This is a genomic window from Paucibacter sp. B2R-40 (assembly GCF_025717555.1).
Taxonomy (GTDB): Bacteria; Pseudomonadota; Gammaproteobacteria; order Burkholderiales; family Burkholderiaceae_C; genus Paucibacter_A.
Window position 1 is genome coordinate 124,348 of sequence record NZ_JAJIRP010000010.1, and the last position, 14,992, is coordinate 139,339.

The 14,992-nt window shown below is 64.5% G+C and carries 13 protein-coding genes; 2 read left to right on the top strand and 11 right to left on the bottom strand.

From position 1 onward, the window contains the following. Window positions 1-348: an FKBP-type peptidyl-prolyl cis-trans isomerase gene (locus LNV09_RS19525; protein WP_263558824.1), complete on the top strand. Its 348-nt coding sequence runs from the start codon at window positions 1-3 to the stop codon at window positions 346-348. A gap of 33 nt (window positions 349-381) precedes the next feature. Then, on the top strand, window positions 382-1,299 hold the full coding sequence (locus LNV09_RS19530) for a LysR substrate-binding domain-containing protein (RefSeq protein ID WP_263558744.1): 918 nt from the start codon (window positions 382-384) through the stop codon (window positions 1,297-1,299). A gap of 25 nt (window positions 1,300-1,324) precedes the next feature. On the opposite strand, the gene LNV09_RS19535 is transcribed toward LNV09_RS19530, so the two are convergent. The 11 genes from LNV09_RS19535 to LNV09_RS19585 all read right to left on the bottom strand — a co-directional run bounded on the left by LNV09_RS19535 (window position 1,325) and on the right by LNV09_RS19585 (window position 14,980). Beyond that, window positions 1,325-1,708 (bottom strand): cupin domain-containing protein, encoded by a 384-nt coding sequence (locus LNV09_RS19535; RefSeq protein WP_263558745.1) that lies wholly within the window; start codon window positions 1,706-1,708, stop codon window positions 1,325-1,327. Window positions 1,709-1,719: 11 nt separating this feature from the next. Beyond that, complete coding sequence (locus LNV09_RS19540; RefSeq protein WP_263558746.1) at window positions 1,720-4,359, bottom strand: TonB-dependent siderophore receptor; 2,640 nt, start codon at window positions 4,357-4,359, stop codon at window positions 1,720-1,722. 188 nt (window positions 4,360-4,547) lie between these two features. Then, window positions 4,548-5,657, bottom strand: coding sequence for a glucokinase (glk, locus tag LNV09_RS19545; RefSeq protein WP_263558747.1), 1,110 nt, complete (start codon window positions 5,655-5,657; stop codon window positions 4,548-4,550). After that, the gene (locus LNV09_RS19550; protein WP_263558748.1) at window positions 5,654-6,871 is read right to left on the bottom strand and encodes a Gfo/Idh/MocA family protein; all 1,218 of its coding nucleotides are present in this window, start codon (window positions 6,869-6,871) and stop codon (window positions 5,654-5,656) included. Before LNV09_RS19550 ends, glk begins: the two co-directional genes overlap by 4 nt. After that, window positions 6,868-7,926, bottom strand: a complete 1,059-nt coding sequence (locus LNV09_RS19555; protein ID WP_263558825.1) for a sugar phosphate isomerase/epimerase family protein — start codon at window positions 7,924-7,926, stop codon at window positions 6,868-6,870. The genes LNV09_RS19550 and LNV09_RS19555 overlap by 4 nt, the downstream gene beginning before the upstream one ends. A 5-nt stretch (window positions 7,927-7,931) precedes the next feature. After that, window positions 7,932-9,002 carry a LacI family DNA-binding transcriptional regulator gene (locus LNV09_RS19560; protein ID WP_263558749.1) on the bottom strand — a complete coding sequence of 357 codons (1,071 nt, stop codon included), beginning with the start codon at window positions 9,000-9,002 and terminating at the stop codon, window positions 7,932-7,934. A gap of 16 nt (window positions 9,003-9,018) precedes the next feature. Beyond that, on the bottom strand, window positions 9,019-10,731 hold the full coding sequence (locus LNV09_RS19565) for an amylo-alpha-1,6-glucosidase (protein WP_263558750.1): 1,713 nt from the start codon (window positions 10,729-10,731) through the stop codon (window positions 9,019-9,021). Window positions 10,732-10,736: 5 nt separating this feature from the next. Continuing rightward, window positions 10,737-11,570: a carbohydrate ABC transporter permease gene (locus LNV09_RS19570; protein WP_263558751.1), complete on the bottom strand. Its 834-nt coding sequence runs from the start codon at window positions 11,568-11,570 to the stop codon at window positions 10,737-10,739. Then, window positions 11,567-12,580: a carbohydrate ABC transporter permease gene (locus tag LNV09_RS19575; protein WP_263558752.1), complete on the bottom strand. Its 1,014-nt coding sequence runs from the start codon at window positions 12,578-12,580 to the stop codon at window positions 11,567-11,569. The genes LNV09_RS19570 and LNV09_RS19575 overlap by 4 nt, the downstream gene beginning before the upstream one ends. Before the next feature lie 10 nt (window positions 12,581-12,590). Next, complete coding sequence (locus LNV09_RS19580) at window positions 12,591-13,856, bottom strand: ABC transporter substrate-binding protein (protein ID WP_263558753.1); 1,266 nt, start codon at window positions 13,854-13,856, stop codon at window positions 12,591-12,593. Continuing rightward, window positions 13,853-14,980, bottom strand: coding sequence for an ABC transporter ATP-binding protein (locus tag LNV09_RS19585; RefSeq protein ID WP_263558754.1), 1,128 nt, complete (start codon window positions 14,978-14,980; stop codon window positions 13,853-13,855). Before LNV09_RS19585 ends, LNV09_RS19580 begins: the two co-directional genes overlap by 4 nt. Between the last annotated feature and the right edge of the window lie 12 nt (window positions 14,981-14,992).

Sequence of the window (14,992 nt, forward strand, 5' to 3'; positions counted from 1 at the left end):
CTGACGACCAATCCAAGCGGTCTGCAGTTTGAGGACACCGAAGTCGGCACAGGCCTGGAGGCCAAGGCCGGCCAGCGCGTCACCGTGCATTACACCGGCTGGTTGTTCAAGAATGGCAACAAGGGCAAGAAGTTCGACTCCAGCAAGGACCGCGGCGACCCCTTCCGCTTTGCGCTGGGCGGCGGCGAAGTGATTCGCGGCTGGGACGAAGGCGTGCAAGGCATGAAGGTCGGCGGCACGCGCATGCTGGTGATCCCGGCCGATATGGGCTACGGCGCACGCGGCGCCGGCGGCGTGATTCCGCCCAACGCGACGCTGCTGTTTGAAGTGGAATTGCTGGCGGTCTAAGCGCCCTGGCCTCGCCCAGCGCGAGGCCGTTTCATGCGCAGAAATCTTCAACATCATCTGAGCGGCCTGCGTTTTTTCGAGGCGGCTGCACGTCAGCTGTCCTTTACCCGCGCGGCGCAGGAGTTATGCGTGACGCAGGCTGCGGTCAGCCATCAGGTGCGCGCGCTGGAGGCGGCCTTGGCCCTGCAGCTGTTCGAGCGGCGCCCGCGCCAAGTCAGCTTGACCGCTGCCGGCACCCGTTTGCTGGACGTTTTGTCCAGCAGCTTTGACCGCATTGAGCAGGTCTTGGCAGAGTTGAAGCAGCAAAGCAGCAGCCTTCAACTGGCCGTGACGCCGTCTTTTTCGAGCCGCTGGCTGATGCCCAGGCTGCCCACTTTCTGGGACGCCCACCCCGAGATCGAGCTGCATCTGCACCACACGGCGCAAGGCGATGCGCTGGCGCGCGGTATGGTGGACGCGGCCATTGTCTGGACCAGCGCAACACCCAACAAACCGGAGCGCGGCTGGGCACAGCGCTTGTTCGGCACGCGGCTGAGCCCGGTGTGTGCGCCGGGCCTGGCGCGGCCCGAGCACCCACTGAGCGAGCCGCAGGCGCTGGCGCATTACCCCTTGCTGCATGAAGACAGCTTTGTTGACTGGCAGCGCTGGATGAACGCCGCCCAGGTCAAGGCCGCGCGAGTCGAGAGCGGCCCGGTCATCGATGACAGCAATGCCTTGTTGATGGCCGCGATGGGCGGGCGCGGCGTCGCCCTGGGCCGGCTGGCCCTGGTCGAGGACGATTTGCGCAGCGGCCGATTGATCCGCCCGTTTGCGCAGAGCATCGAAGCCGACGGTGCCTACTGGTTGATCACCTCCAGCGCCATCGCCGAGCAGCCGCGATTCAAGGCACTGGCGGCTTTTCTACAGTCACAAGCCCAGGCCCAGGCCCAAGCTGCAAGCCAGTCAGACTGAGCCCAAGCCTCCTGAGCGCATCAGCTCAAGCCTCGTCTTGGAAGCCGAAAGCCCGCTCATGCACATAGACCAGCTTGCAGTCTTGCAGATATTGAGCATCGTGGATGCGCCCGGCGCTGACATAGCCGGTCTCGCCCGCATTGAGGGTCAGCGGCGCGCCATCCGGAAGCAATGCCCCGCCCTCGCCGCGCCTGAAGAACTGGATGCGCATTTGCCCCTCCACCACCACCGTCATATCGTTGCCGGGATGGCTGTGCGGCGGCTCGCTGCTGCCGGCCTGCCAGCGCTCCAGCATCACCTCGACACCGTCCGGATTGGCCGGCACGCAGCCGCGCATCGTGAAGCCGGCCGGCGCGCCGGCCACGGCGCTATGGTGGTCCCAAAGCGTGCTTGAATGTTTGTTCGACATGGAGATCCCCTTTAGAAGTTCATTGTCAGTGACAAAGCGACGTTACGCCCCAGGATCGGCCGGGCGTAGTAGTAGTCGCTGCCGCCCGGCGCCTGCACAAAGCCCGAGCGCGGGTTGCCTTCGGTCAGGCCGATCGCGTTGCTGAGATTCTGCACGCTGGCATTGAGCGTCAACTTTGGCGTCAGCTCATAGCGCACGCTCAGGTCCCAGGTGCTGTAGGCCGGCAGCTTCACCGAATTTGAGATGTCGGCGAAACGCATGCCGGTGTAGCGATAGCTCAGTGTCAGCTCGCCCTTGTTGTCATTAAAGAAGACGCTCGGAGCAATCGTGTAGTTCAGCTCGGGCGTGCGCTCGGGCCGGTTGCCGTTCCAGCTGGTCGCCTCTTTGCGCAAGTCCTCCAGATCCGCGCCCGAGCCGCGCAATACACGCAGGTCATTAACACTGAACTTGGAGCGCTGCACCACGCCGACGGCGTTCAGTTGCGCCCATTTGACCGGCCGCCAGTTCAGCTCGAACTCCAGGCCATGCGACTTCACGCCTTGCAGCATTTCGATCTGTGCGTTGTCCACTTCGGCCGAGTTGGGGTCGCCCTTGAAGTCGGCTTTGTAGAAGGTGAAGGTGCCGGTGAAGCCATGGCCCTGGTAGCGCAAGCCGGCCTCGGCAAACTGAATTTTCGTCACCGGCAAATCGCCGGTCGCTTGATAGCTCTTGGCAAAGCGACCATAGACCGCCATATGGTCATTGAGCAGGTAGTTGCCGCCCAAGGTCCAGGACGGTTCGCGCCAATCGTTGTGGATCGATTCGTACTGGCCGTTGGTCGGAAAGGCCCAGCGGTTGTTGGAGATGATGTTGTCCACGTCACAGGCCGCGTCGCCGAGCTTGTCGACATCGCAGCCGGGCTTGAAGGCGCCGGGAATGGCCGTGTATTCGTTGTAGCCGCCACGTTGCTCGCGGTATTTGTACTGCTCGATGCGCAGGCCGGCGTCCAGGCGCAAGCGCTCATTGAGCTTGAACTCGTTGTTCACATAGAGCGAGGTCGAGGTGTTGTGCAGGTTTGAGTTGCCGTCACCCCAGGTCGAGTACTCGCGTACGCCGTTCTCGGTATGCGCGCCGACGACCTTGCCGGAAGGGTCCAGCGCCACGATGTCCATGCGCCGTGCATGCGTACGCACATCGGTCACGAAGCGCGCGGTGGCGGGGCTGCCACTGGGTCCGATGCGGGTATCAAAGGCCAACAGGCCGACGGTCAGGCTGTTGTTGGCCGTGTTCCAGGTCAGCGACAAATCATTCACCGCCTCGCGCTGCGCCTGCTTGTCGGCCTGCAAGACGTTGTCGGACAAAAGCCCGTTGCCATTCAGCGCGTTGAGCTGGGCCGGCGTGGAGAGAATCTCGCCTGTAGACACCACCCGCAAGGCCGGCGTGCATTGGCCGCCGCAGGCCGCCGCAAATCGATCGAGCATCTCCCCGACATAGCCGAACTGCTTGGGGTCGAGCCGGTTGACGGCCGGGCGCAGGCTGTTGTTGCTGGAAGAGAAGACCACGCTGGCCGTCACATCGCTGTCGGTGTAGCGGCCCTTGGAGCGCAGGGTCAACTCCTTGTTCAGTGCCTTCTCGAAGCTGTAGCCGATGGCGCTGGCTTTGACGTGATAGCCGTCGCGAGAATCGTTGAGCTGGCTGAAAGTGCCCGGCACCAGCGAGGTGCGCACGTTTTGCACACCCGAGTCCAGGCCAATCATGGTGCCGTAGTTCGCATCGATGCCCGGCAGGCTGCGCGGATTGTCCTTGCCCTGGACGGGGATGGGCAGATAGAAAGTGTTGTGGTCATCGACCAGCTTGGCGTTGATGCTCCACTCGCCGCCTTCGATCTTCTTGCCCAGATGGGCACGCAGCGTGCCGCCGAAGTTGGCGGTGAATTCGGGGTTACGGATGCCGTCGTCGCGGCGATAGAAGCCCGAGGCACCGGCAAACCAGCCGTCCCCCAAACCGCCGGCATAGCGCAGATCGATGCGCTTGGTGCCGTAGTCCGAGGTCGTTAGGCGCACAGCGCCCTCAGGCGCACCCTTGTTGCGGTAGGTCAGGAAGTTGACCGTAGCACCCGCGCCATTGGTGGTGAGAATCGCCGAGGTACCGCCGCGCACGGCCTCCAGCCGGTCGATGCCGATCTCCTGCTTGACGAGGCCGTCGGCCGTCCAGCTCGGGTAGTAGAAGACCGGCAGGCCGTCTTCTTGCAACTGCACCCAGCGCTGGTTGCCGCCGGACATGCCGCGCACCGAGTAGTTGTTCGACATCTCGCCGCCGGAGGCCTCCACATACATGCCCGGAATCAGCTCCATCGCCTCGGCGGTCGAGCGCGGCGCCTTGCGGTCGAGATCATCCCGGTCGGCCACCGTGATGGCCACCGAGCTGTTGCGCACCGTGCGGTTCAAGCCGGTGTTGCCGGTCACCACGACCCGGTCGAGTTGGCTGGCGGCCTCCTTCTTCTCGACGCTGGCGTCCTCCGCTGCGGCTACCGGGGTCTGCTGGGCCATGGCCGACATAGGCGGCAAGGCACCCAGCAGCATCAGTGCGCAGGCCATCCAGACGGGCTTGAGGCGCAGGCGCTGCGGCAGTGGGATGATTGGGGATAGACCGGTCTTGATTCTCTTGTTCATCATGATCTCCAGAGCTTTTGCTTTTGGGAAGGGCTGAAAAAACGAACGGAAAAGGCCACCCACCACGCGGTGCAAAGCAATGCGTGCTGGCTTGATGGGCGTGGATGAAACTGGCCTGCGTCAACCGCCTTGCGGGGGCGGCAAGAAGCATTTAGGCAAGCCCGAGGCTTGGTTGCTGCGCTGGGCTTTCATAGCGCGCGGCTCGCCCCCAACAAGGCAGGTGGCTCTTGGGCGGCAATCACATAGCTGCTGACGCTTGCCAGATAGCCGGCCATGCGGCCCTTGGCTTCAAAACGCGCTCGAAAGCGCGAGGCCCGCAGCCACTCTGCCCCCAAGCGAGGCACGATGCCGCCACCGATATAGGCGCCACCGCGCGCCCCGAGCGAGAGCACCAGATCGCCGGCCACGTCGCCCAGGAAGGCCGCAAACAGGTCCAGCGCCTCGGCGCATTGCGCCTGCGTGGGATGAGCATCTGAGCACCCCCAGGCCGACGACCTACGTCGTCCGCCCCCCGAGGGGGTCAAGGAAGCTCGGGGCGGCCCTACTCTTTCTTGTGAGCCCAGCGCCGCCGCAATCACCGCCGCCGGCGTCAGCTGCTCAGGCGAGGCCACGCCGTCCAAGTCGCACAGGGCCTCCACCATATTGACCAGGCCCGGCCCCGACAACACCCGCTCCGCCGACACATGGCCAAAGCGACACGCCAATTTGGCGATCAAGCGGCATTCGCGCTCGCTGTGGGCGGACAAGCTGACATGCCCGCCTTCGGTTTGCAGCGCCGTCCATTGCCTGTCTCCGGTGGAGACCAAGCCTGAGACGCCCAGGCCGGTGCCGGGCCCGAGCACCGCGATCGTCTGCGTGGCCGCGCCGGAAATGCCGGCAAACTCAGACTCTGGCCCGCCGCAATGCCAAAAATCCGCCTGCGGCAGGGCCGGAATTGCCAAGGCCAGCGCGGTGAAGTCGTTCATCACCACCAGGCGCTGCAGGCCCAGATCGCCCAACATTTGGCGGGCCGAAAAGGCCCAGTCGCGGTTGGTCAGGCTGATTTGATCCTGCAACACCGGTGTCGCAACGCCCAAGGCAGCCCGCCTTGGCGCAGCCAATCCCGCATGCTTGATACCGCTCAGGTAATTCTGTATACAAGCGGTCAGGTTCGGATAGTCCGCGCAAGGCATCACCTGCACGCGCTCGATCGCCGCGCCGGCCTCGCGCTGCCAGGCCAGTCGCACATTGCTGCCGCCCACATCGCCCAGCAAGCTGGGGCCGGACTGGCTCTGCCGCTCACAACCAATTTCTATCATTTCGCCGTCTCCTCATGGGCGGGCACGCAGCCCGCGTCTTCGTTGGTCAATGCGTCGAGCCGGGTCCAGATGCCGCCCGCGCGGTGGCTGCGCAGCGCGGCGTCGACGAACAGCAGCCCCGCCAGCCCGTCGCCGACTTGCGGCAAGGCTAGGCTCTCCTGCGCCGGCTCGCGCCCTTGCTGGCGCGCCCGAATATGCTCGGCCGCCTCCCGGTAGAGCTGCGCGAAGGCCTCCAGATAGCCCTCGGGGTGGCCGGGCGGCAAGCGCGTGGCGGCTCTTGCCGCAGCACTGTCGACGCGGCCACGGCTGAGCAACTCGGTGCTGCCGCCCAGGCGACGCAGGCGCAGCTGGTTGGGCTGCTCCTGGTCGAACTCCAGCCCCGCCTTGGCGCCATAGATGCGCAGACGCAGGCCGTTCTCGCAGCCGCTCGCCACCTGGCTGGCCCAGAGCGCGCCGCGCACGCCGCCCTCAAAGCGCAGCATCAGCTGCGCGTTATCGTCCAGCCGGCGCCCCGGCACGAAGCTGCTCAATTCAGCGCAGACGGCCGCCGCCCGCAGCCCACTGACAAAGCAGGCCAATTGATAGGCATGCGTGCCGATATCACCCAGCGCGCCGGCCGGTCCGGCCAAGGCGGGGTCGCAGCGCCAGCTGGCTTGCTTTTGCCCTTCCTTCTCGATCGGCAAGGCCAGCCAGTCCTGTGCATATTCGACCTGGATCAGGCGCAGCGGGCCCAACTCGCCGGCGCGCACCAACTCGCGCGCATGGCGCAACATTGGATAGGCGCTGTAGTTATAGCTGACCGCCAGCAGCCGCTTACGCGCCTGCGCCAAAACGGCTAGCTCGCGCCCCTCCTGCACCGAGATGGCCAGCGGCTTGTCACAGATCACATCGATGCCGGCCTCCAAAAAGGCTCGCGCCACGGGAGCATGCAGATGATTCGGCGTGACGATGGCCACCAGCTCGATGCCGTCGGGTCGATCGGCCTCACGCCGCGCCATTTCGCGCCAATCGGCATAGCAACGCTCGGGCGCCAGACCCAGCGCCGCGCCACTGGCAGCGGCCCGCTCCGGCTGGCTGGACAGCGCGCCGGCCACCAACTCGAACTCACCGTCCAGCCGCGCCGCAATCCGGTGCACCGCGCCGATGAAAGCGCCCTCGCCGCCGCCGACCATGCCCAGCCGCAAGGGGCGTTGATGGCCTTGATAAGTGCTCATGCTTGCAAGCCCAACATGTTGCGGACTTCTCCACGATCGCTTGCAGCGTTAGCGAAATCATCAAAGGACTTCTCGGCCACGCGAATGATTTGCCGCTCGATAAAGGCCGCGCCCTCGCGCGCGCCGTCCTCCTGATGCTTCAGGCAGCATTCCCACTCCAGCACCGCCCAGCCGGGGTAGCCGTAACGGGTCAACTTGGAAAAGATCGCGCCGAAGTCGATCTGCCCATCGCCGAGCGAGCGAAAGCGCCCGGCCCTGTCGATCCAGTCGGCATAGCCGCCGTAAACACCTTGGCGCCCGTTGGGCCTGAACTCGGCATCCTTGACGTGAAAGGCGCGGATGCGCGGGTGATAGATATCAATGAAGGCCAGGTAGTCGAGCTGCTGCAAGAGAAAGTGGCTGGGGTCGTAAAGAATGCAGGCGCGCGTGTGCTGGCCCACGGCGTCCAAAAAGCGCTCGAAGCTCACCCCATCGAACAGGTCTTCCCCCGGATGCAGCTCATAGCAGACATCAACGCCGGCCTCATCGAAGGCATCGAGGACGGGTGTCCAGCGCCGCGCCAATTCGGCAAAGGCCTTATCAATCAGGCCGGCCGGGCGCGGCGGCCAGGGGTAGAGAAACGGCCAGGCCAAGGCGCCGGAAAAGGTTGCGTGCGCCTTCAGGCCCAGCCGTGCCGAGGCCTTGGCCGCCAGCCGCAGCTGCTCGGCCGCCCAGGCCTGACGGGCTGCCGGATTGCCCGCCACCGCCGGCGCGGCAAAGCGATCAAAGGGTCGGTCATAGGTTGGATGCACTGCAAGCAACTGGCCTTGCAGATGGCTGGACAGCTCGCTGATCTGCAAGCCATGTGCCGCCAAGCGCCCGCGCAGATCGTCGCAATAGCTCTGGCTCTCGGCCGCAAGCGCCAAGTCGAACAGGCGCGCGTCCCAACTCGGAATTTGGACGGCCTTGAAACCCAGGCCGGCGGCCCAGGCGGCGATGCCGTCCAGACTGTTGAAGGGCGCCGCGTCGCCGGCAAACTGAGCCAGAAAGAGTCCCGGTCCTTGCATGGTTTTCATATTCATCATCGTGTGGCTCCGCTCACAGCTGCCAGGTCGCTCTGGCGCTCGATCAATTCGGCGCATTCCAGGATTTGCAAACGTTCGGCCGCCTCGCCGCCCAAGCGGCGCAGCAAGAGGCTGCCCAGCTGCCGGCCGGCATGGTGCAGCGAGGCAAAGTAGGTGCTGATCGGCGGGACAAAGTAGGCGCTGATATTGCTGTCGTCGGTGGCCACCACGACCGCTTCGCGCCCCGCCTGCCAGCCTAGTTCCGCAAAGGCCGACAAGGCGCCCAGCGCGGTGAATTCATTCGCGCAGACAAAGGCCGTCGGCCGCTGCGCTCGCTCAGCCAACTCGAGCACGATGCGCCGTCCGTCACCGGCGGACAGGGCCGAGCTGCGCAGCAGCGCCGTATCGAAGCTCAAGCCCGCCTCGGCCAGCGCGCGCCGGTAGCCCTGCTCACGGTGCTGCGCATACATCAGCTCCGGGCTCGGGTTGAGCATCGCAATCAGGCGGTGGCCGCGCTCGATCAGCCGGCGGGTGGCTTGGTAGGCCATGTCCTCGTGATCGGTGTCGAACCAGGCATGCGCCTGCGCCAACTCGCTGCGGCCATAACTGACGAAAGGCAGGTCCTGTTGCAGCAGATAGCGGATGCGCTCGTCCTGCGGCCGGGTCTGGGTCAGGATCAGACCGTCGACGCGGCGCGACTCGACCAACTGGCGCAGGCCCTCCAGCGGGCTCTCACCGGGCAGCTGCGGATGCACGACCAGACTGTAGTAACTGCCCGCCAGCGCGGCATACAGGCCCGACACCAGCGCCATATAGCCGCTGTCGCTGAAGTCCTGCTCGGCGTCTTCGACCGGCAACACGATGCACAAGGTATAAGTCTTGCCGGTGCGCAGCTTGACGCCGGCCAAGTTGACGCTATAGCCCAGCTCGGCGGCGGCGCGCTGCACGCGCGCGCGGGTTTCCGGCTTGACCTCGGGCGCATTTTTCAAGGCCTTGGACACGGTGCCCAGCGACAGGCCGGTATGGCGCACCAGCGTCTTCAGAGTCACGGCCGGCGTTGGCGTTGGCGTTGGCGTTGTCATTGGCATTGGCATTGGCATTGGCTCAAACGGATTCGACATGGGCGCAATCTTTCAGGCGATGGCCGAGCAGCAAGAAGACGCTCGAGGTCCAGGTGAAGGCGGGGTCACGCAGACCGGCGCCGCTTTGTGCGTCATAGTTTTCGGCCATGCCGCTGCGCGCCGCCATCGCGGTGAAGCGCCGCGCCAGCTCGTCGCCCAAGTCGGCGCGGCCGCAGCGGTCCATCGCGTCGACAAACAGCAGCATGGTCGGCGCCCAGATCGGGCCGCGCCAATAGCCATCGGCCTGATAGAAGGGGCTGCGCTGCGATTCGGTCGCCAGGCCATGTGAGGTGAAAAAACGGCCCAGCTCGAACAAGCCCTGCAGCAAGGCCCGGCGTTGCGGCTCGCCCATGCGCTGGCCCAAGAGCAGCGGCATGAAGGCGATCAGGCTGTCGGCGCCTAGCTGACTTGGCAGCCCGCCTGCGCAGATCGCCACAAAGCGCTCGCCGTCCCAAAGCCTGGCCATCAGACGCTCAAACAAGGCATCGGCGCGCTGGCGCCAACGGCGAGCCTCATCCTGCCGCTCCAGCAATTCGGCCAAAGCCGCCAGCTCCTCCATCTGCAGAATCAAAAAGCTGCTGAGGTCGGGGCTTTGCAGCGGCGTGCCGGGCAAAAAAGTAGTGGCGTTGTCCCAGCCGGCGTCATTGCCATGGTCATAGGCGGGCAGGCCCTCCCCTGTTTCATCCATCCAGCTGTTGGCCTGCGCGGCGAGCCAGGCATAGGCCTGCGCGCAGCGCTCAGCAGGCCAGGCGGCCGGCGCCATGCGACGCAGCTGCGCAACCGTCCAGCCATGCACCGGCGGCTTGGTGAAGCGCCAGTAAGCGAAACGGTCATTGACGAAATCGGGCAGGCGCCCACTGACATGCTGATGCTCGAACAGCAGCGCCAATTGCTGCCAGGCCAGCTCGGGCTGCGCCGCGCCCAGCGCCAAGGCGTTGAAGCAATGGTCCCAGCTCCAGATATTCGTCATCCAGTTCTTGGACATATACATGGCCGGGTGCTTCAGCTGCCCCTCGGCCGGCACCAGGCAGGACCAAGTGATGTAGGCGGCCAATTCGCGCGCCGCCCCAAGCTCCGGCGTCACGCCCAGGGTCAGCGCCAGCCAAGCGGCAAAGTCGGCGGTGGCCGAGGCTTGCGCCACCTCGAACTCGGCCCGGTCCAGGCGCAGCGGCCGCACCCGGTAGAGATGCAGCGCCGCCGTCAGCCGCCCCTGCTCGTTAGGCTTGAGCTCGCAGGCCATGCGCTCGGCGCGCTGGCCCTGCCAGGGTGCGTCCAGCTGCAAGTCACCCTCACCCAGCATCAGGCGCGCCGACAGGTCTTGCGTGGCGCAGCTGATATGCACGGCAGCGGCCAGGCGCTGCGCATAGTCATAACGCCTGCTTTGCAGGGACAGACGCAGGCCAATCCCTTGGGCCGTCAAGGCGAGCGTGTCGGCGTCGGCGAAAACCAGATCGATGGAGCCCTGCTCACAGCGAAAGCTCAGGGCCTCGGGCCGCAGCGTCCACTCGCCTTGCAGTGGCAAGCCCGCCGCGTCGATCGGCGTCAGGCGAAAGAGCCGGCCCAGGTCGGTGTGTTCATCGCCGCCGCGCAGATTGCGCAGCCAAAAGGACTGGTCCTCGGCCAGCCAGGAAACGCACAGCCAACTCTCGCGTCGCGAGAACGGAACTTTGTAGGGGTCGAACAATAGAGGGTTCACGCGACTCAACCTTTGACCGCCGCGCTGGTAGCGCCGTCCATGATGTGGCGCTGGGCCAGGAAGAACAGCAGCAGCGGCGGCAGGCACAAAAGCACCGTCATCGCGGCGATCGCCGTCACATTGTTCGAATGCAGGCCCTTGAACTGGGCCAGGCCCAAGGCCAGCGTGTAAAGGCTCTGATCATTCAGAAAGATCAGCGGGCCGAGGTAGTCGTTCCAGCTGCCGAGGAACTGGAAGGTGCCGACCAGCACCAAGGCCGGTGCCATCAACGGCAGGTGAATGCGCCAGTAAATCTGCCAGGCATTGGCGCCGTCCATGCGCGCCGCTTCGTCCAGCTCGCGCGGGATGCTCATGATGAATTGGCGCAACAAGAAGATGAAGAACGGTGCGGCGAAAAAGGACGGCACGATCAGCGGCTTGAGCGTGTTGATCCAGCCCAGCGCGTTGAACTCCATATAGAGCGGGATCATGCTCACGTCCCAGGGGATCATCATTGAGCCGAGCACGATCATGAACAAGGCATTGCGGCCCTTGAAGTCAAAGCGCGCAAAGCCGTAGGCCACCAGGCTGGAAGAAAAAATCTGCCCCACGGTGGACAGCAAGGCGACCCAGAGGGAATTGCGCAGGAAGAGCGCAAAAGGCTGGGCGCCCCAGGCCTCGGCAAAATTGCTCCAGCGCGGCTCGGCCGGCCACCAGATCGGCGGCCAGGCATAGAGCTCCGTCTTCGCCTTCAGGGCGGTCAGCAGCGTCCAGTAAAGCGGCGCTGCAAAGGCAAAGACCAGCAGCAACATCAGGCTGTAAAAAGCCAGCTGGCGGCTGCGGGCGGCAAGGCTGATCATGGCTTGTCCCCTTGCTGGTTTGGCCCGGCATCGGACTTCACTTCATTCTCGTAAAACACCCACAGGCTGGAGAAGCGCATCACCGAGGCGGACAACAACAGAATCAACGCGAACAGCAACCAGGACATCGCCGCCGCATAGCCCATGTCGAAGTATTTGAACGCGGTGTCGTAGATATACATGGCCAACATAGTGGTCGATTTCATCGGGCCGCCGCCGGTCAAGAGCAGGGCCATGGTCAACTGTTGAAACGCGGCAATCAAGGTGGTGACCAGATTGAACAAAATCACCGGCGAGAGCAGCGGCAGCGTGATGTGGGAGAACTGCTTGAGCTTGGAAACGCCGCTCATCTCGGCCGCCTCATAGAGCTCGACCGAGATGCCCTTCAGCCCCGCCAGAAAGACCAGCATCGTGCCGCCCAGACTCCACAGACTGGCGATCACCACCGCGCTCATCGCACAGTCCGGGCTGCCCAGCCAATCAACCGCCGGCAGGCCCAGCAGCGACAGCGCGTAGTTCAAGAGCCCGTACTCGCGGCTATAGATCCAGGACCAGATGCTGACCAGCGCCACACCCGACAGCATCGAGGGCAGATAGAAGATCGTGCGGAACAAGCCCTCGCCGAGGCAGCGCCGATTCAAGAGCAGCGCCAGGCCCAGGGATGCGGCCAGATGAGTCGGCACATAGAGCAGCGCGAAGCGCGCCGTCACGCCCAGCGCCTCCCAGAAATCGTCATCTTGGAACAGCACGCGCTGGTAGTTCTGCAGGCCGACAAAGCGCTCGCCGCCCATCAGCGGCCAATCGAAAAAGCTCATATAGAGCGAATACAGCAAGGGGCCGACGGTGAAGGCGAGAAAGCCGATCGCCCAGGGGGCGATGAAAAGATAGGGCAGCCAGGCCGACCAAGAGCGGGCGCGCAGCTTGCCAGCCGTTTTGGCCTTGCCAGGAACTGGCTCGGAGATTGGCATCAGCATCTCGCTCTGGGCGTCCATCAATTGAGATTTATGCATGGTCCCGTCCTCAGCGCAGCTTGCGCTCGGCCTTGATGGCGGCTCGGTCCAGAATGGCGCCGCTGTCGCCCTGCTTGCTCAGAAAGACCTCCTGGATGGCGTCGCGCACAACATCTTGCGCACGCATCCAGCGCGGGTTCAGCAGGTGCGCGGGCGTCTCCTTCATGCTGTCCACCATCGCGTAAAAAGGCCTCACCAAAGGGTCGTCTCGCAAGCCCTGCTGCGCCGCCACGCTCAGCAGCACCGGCAAATCATTGCTGCGCAGACGCACCGCCTCGGCGCTGCTGAAGAATTGGATGAAGTCCCAGGCCAGCGCCTTTTGCTTGGACTCACGCGCCATCGCCAGCGCCGACACACTGACCACGCTCTGCGCCGGCCGGCCCTGAAAGCTCGGCAACCCGACCACGCCGTAGCGCTTGCCGTCTTGCCCCAACTCGACCCGGAAGGCCGCGCCGTCCAGCAGCATCGCGACCTTGTCGGAGGTGAACATCTGGCGCTGGTTACGGCCATCGCCGACACCCAAGGTGGCCGCAACATCCTGCTGCAGCAGCGCCAGCAACATCTCGAACATGGCCTTGGACGGCGCACCGTTCAGATGGCCCTGCACGCTCACGCCGTCCGGGCCCAACATGCGCCCGCCCGCGCTCCAGAGAAAACTCTGAAAGTCGTAGGGGTCGGGGTTCACATCGAGGCCGAAACCGAAGGCCTTGGTTGCCGGCTTGCGCAACTGAATCGCCATGTGGCGCAGATCGTCCCAGCTCCAACCCTCCTGCGGATAGGCCAGGCCGGCGCGGTCAAACATGTCTTTGTTGTAATAGATCACTTGGGCCGTGAAGCCAGCCGGCACGCCGTAGATTCGCATCGAGAGGGGCTGGGTCTTGCCGTCAGCATCGGCAACCGTGGCGAAGCGAAATAGGCCGGGCACAAAGTCGCTGCGATCTATGCGGGCATCACGGGCCAGATAGTCATCCAGCGGTTCCAGCACCCGGTGGTATTGCGGGAAGTTCCACATATACATCACATCGGGTGGGTTCTTGGCCCCGAAAGCAGCCGACAGCTTCTGGTTGTAGCCGCCGCCATAGGCCTCTACTTGCACCTTCACGCCCGGATGCCTGGCCTCGAAGGCGGCCGCAATGCGCTGCTGGATCAAGAGGCTCTCACTGCCGTCCCAGGTGGCGAAGCGCAGCAGTTGCGGCTCGGCTGCGCCGGCAGCAGTGCAGGCGCCGAACAGACACAAGGCCCCCAGCAAGCGCCTATGGAAGCTGATGCGCTTCATTGCGCCAGCGCCTCTTGCACCGCTGCGCTCAAGCGCCTCGGCAAGGCGCGACCGTCGGCCGCGAAAACATGCATATGCTCCAGCTCGAACTGCAAGCCCACAGCATCACCGCGCTGCACCAGTTGTGCACCGTCGACGCAGACCGTCAGGTTTTGATCCAGGCCGGCGCTCACATGCACCATGCTTTGCGCGCCCAGGCGCTCCACCGCCAGCACCTTGCCTTGCAAATGGGCGGCCCGGTCAGCGCCGGCCAGCAGGCGAATATGTTCGGGCCGCACACCCAGGGTCAGCGCAGCACCGAGCGGCGCCAGGTCGCCTTCGGCCAGGCTCGCAATCGTTGCGCAAGCAGGCAAACGCAGCTGCAGCAGCCCGTCCACCATCGCTTGCAACTCGACCGACAAAAAGTTCATCCGCGGTGTGCCGATGAAGCCGGCGACAAACAGGTCAGCCGGCCGGTGGTACAGCTCCAAAGGACGGCCGACCTGCGCGATGCGGCCCTGATTCAAGACCACCACCTTGTCGGCCAGCGTCATCGCCTCGACCTGATCATGCGTGACATAGATCATCGTGGCCTGCAAGGCCTGGTGCAGACGCGCCAGCTCCATGCGGGTGTTCTCGCGCAGCGCTGCGTCCAGATTCGACAAGGGCTCGTCGAACAAAAAGACACGCGGGTTGCGCACAATGGCGCGCCCTATCGCCACGCGTTGCCGCTGCCCGCCCGACAAGGCTTTGGGCTTGCGCTCCAGCAGCGCTTCAAGCTGCAGCATACGTGCCGCCTCGGCAATGCGCGTGTCGATCTCGGCCTTGGAAAAGCGCCGCAGCGACAGGCCAAACGACAGGTTCTTGCGTACCGTCATATGCGGGTAGAGCGCGTAGTTCTGGAACACCATGGCCAGGTCGCGCTCGGCCGGTGGCACCTCGTTCATGCGCTCGCCGCCAATCATCAACTCGCCGCTCTGCACCGGCTCCAGCCCGGCAATGCAGCGCAAGAGTGTCGACTTGCCGCAACCCGAGGGGCCCAGAAAGCAGACAAACTCGCGGTCGGCGATCTCCAGGTCAATGCCTTTCAAGACATCGACCGAGCCGTAACTTTTGCGCAGGCCGCGCAGCGATAGATCTGCCATGGTGTCAGGTGT

Bases quoted from the DNA above. Each gene is read 5' to 3' on its own strand.
- LNV09_RS19530 (WP_263558744.1), top strand. From the start codon at position 382: ATGCGCAGAAATCTTCAACATCATCTGAGCGGCCTGCGTTTTTTCGAG.
- LNV09_RS19535 (WP_263558745.1), bottom strand. From the start codon at position 1,708: ATGTCGAACAAACATTCAAGCACGCTTTGGGACCACCATAGCGCCGTG.
- LNV09_RS19540 (WP_263558746.1), bottom strand. From the start codon at position 4,359: ATGAACAAGAGAATCAAGACCGGTCTATCCCCAATCATCCCACTGCCG.
- glk (WP_263558747.1), bottom strand. From the start codon at position 5,657: ATGATAGAAATTGGTTGTGAGCGGCAGAGCCAGTCCGGCCCCAGCTTG.
- LNV09_RS19550 (WP_263558748.1), bottom strand. From the start codon at position 6,871: ATGAGCACTTATCAAGGCCATCAACGCCCCTTGCGGCTGGGCATGGTC.
- LNV09_RS19555 (WP_263558825.1), bottom strand. From the start codon at position 7,926: ATGAAAACCATGCAAGGACCGGGACTCTTTCTGGCTCAGTTTGCCGGC.
- LNV09_RS19560 (WP_263558749.1), bottom strand. From the start codon at position 9,002: ATGCCAATGACAACGCCAACGCCAACGCCAACGCCGGCCGTGACTCTG.
- LNV09_RS19570 (WP_263558751.1), bottom strand. From the start codon at position 11,570: ATGATCAGCCTTGCCGCCCGCAGCCGCCAGCTGGCTTTTTACAGCCTG.
- LNV09_RS19575 (WP_263558752.1), bottom strand. From the start codon at position 12,580: ATGCATAAATCTCAATTGATGGACGCCCAGAGCGAGATGCTGATGCCA.
- LNV09_RS19580 (WP_263558753.1), bottom strand. From the start codon at position 13,856: ATGAAGCGCATCAGCTTCCATAGGCGCTTGCTGGGGGCCTTGTGTCTG.
- LNV09_RS19585 (WP_263558754.1), bottom strand. From the start codon at position 14,980: ATGGCAGATCTATCGCTGCGCGGCCTGCGCAAAAGTTACGGCTCGGTC.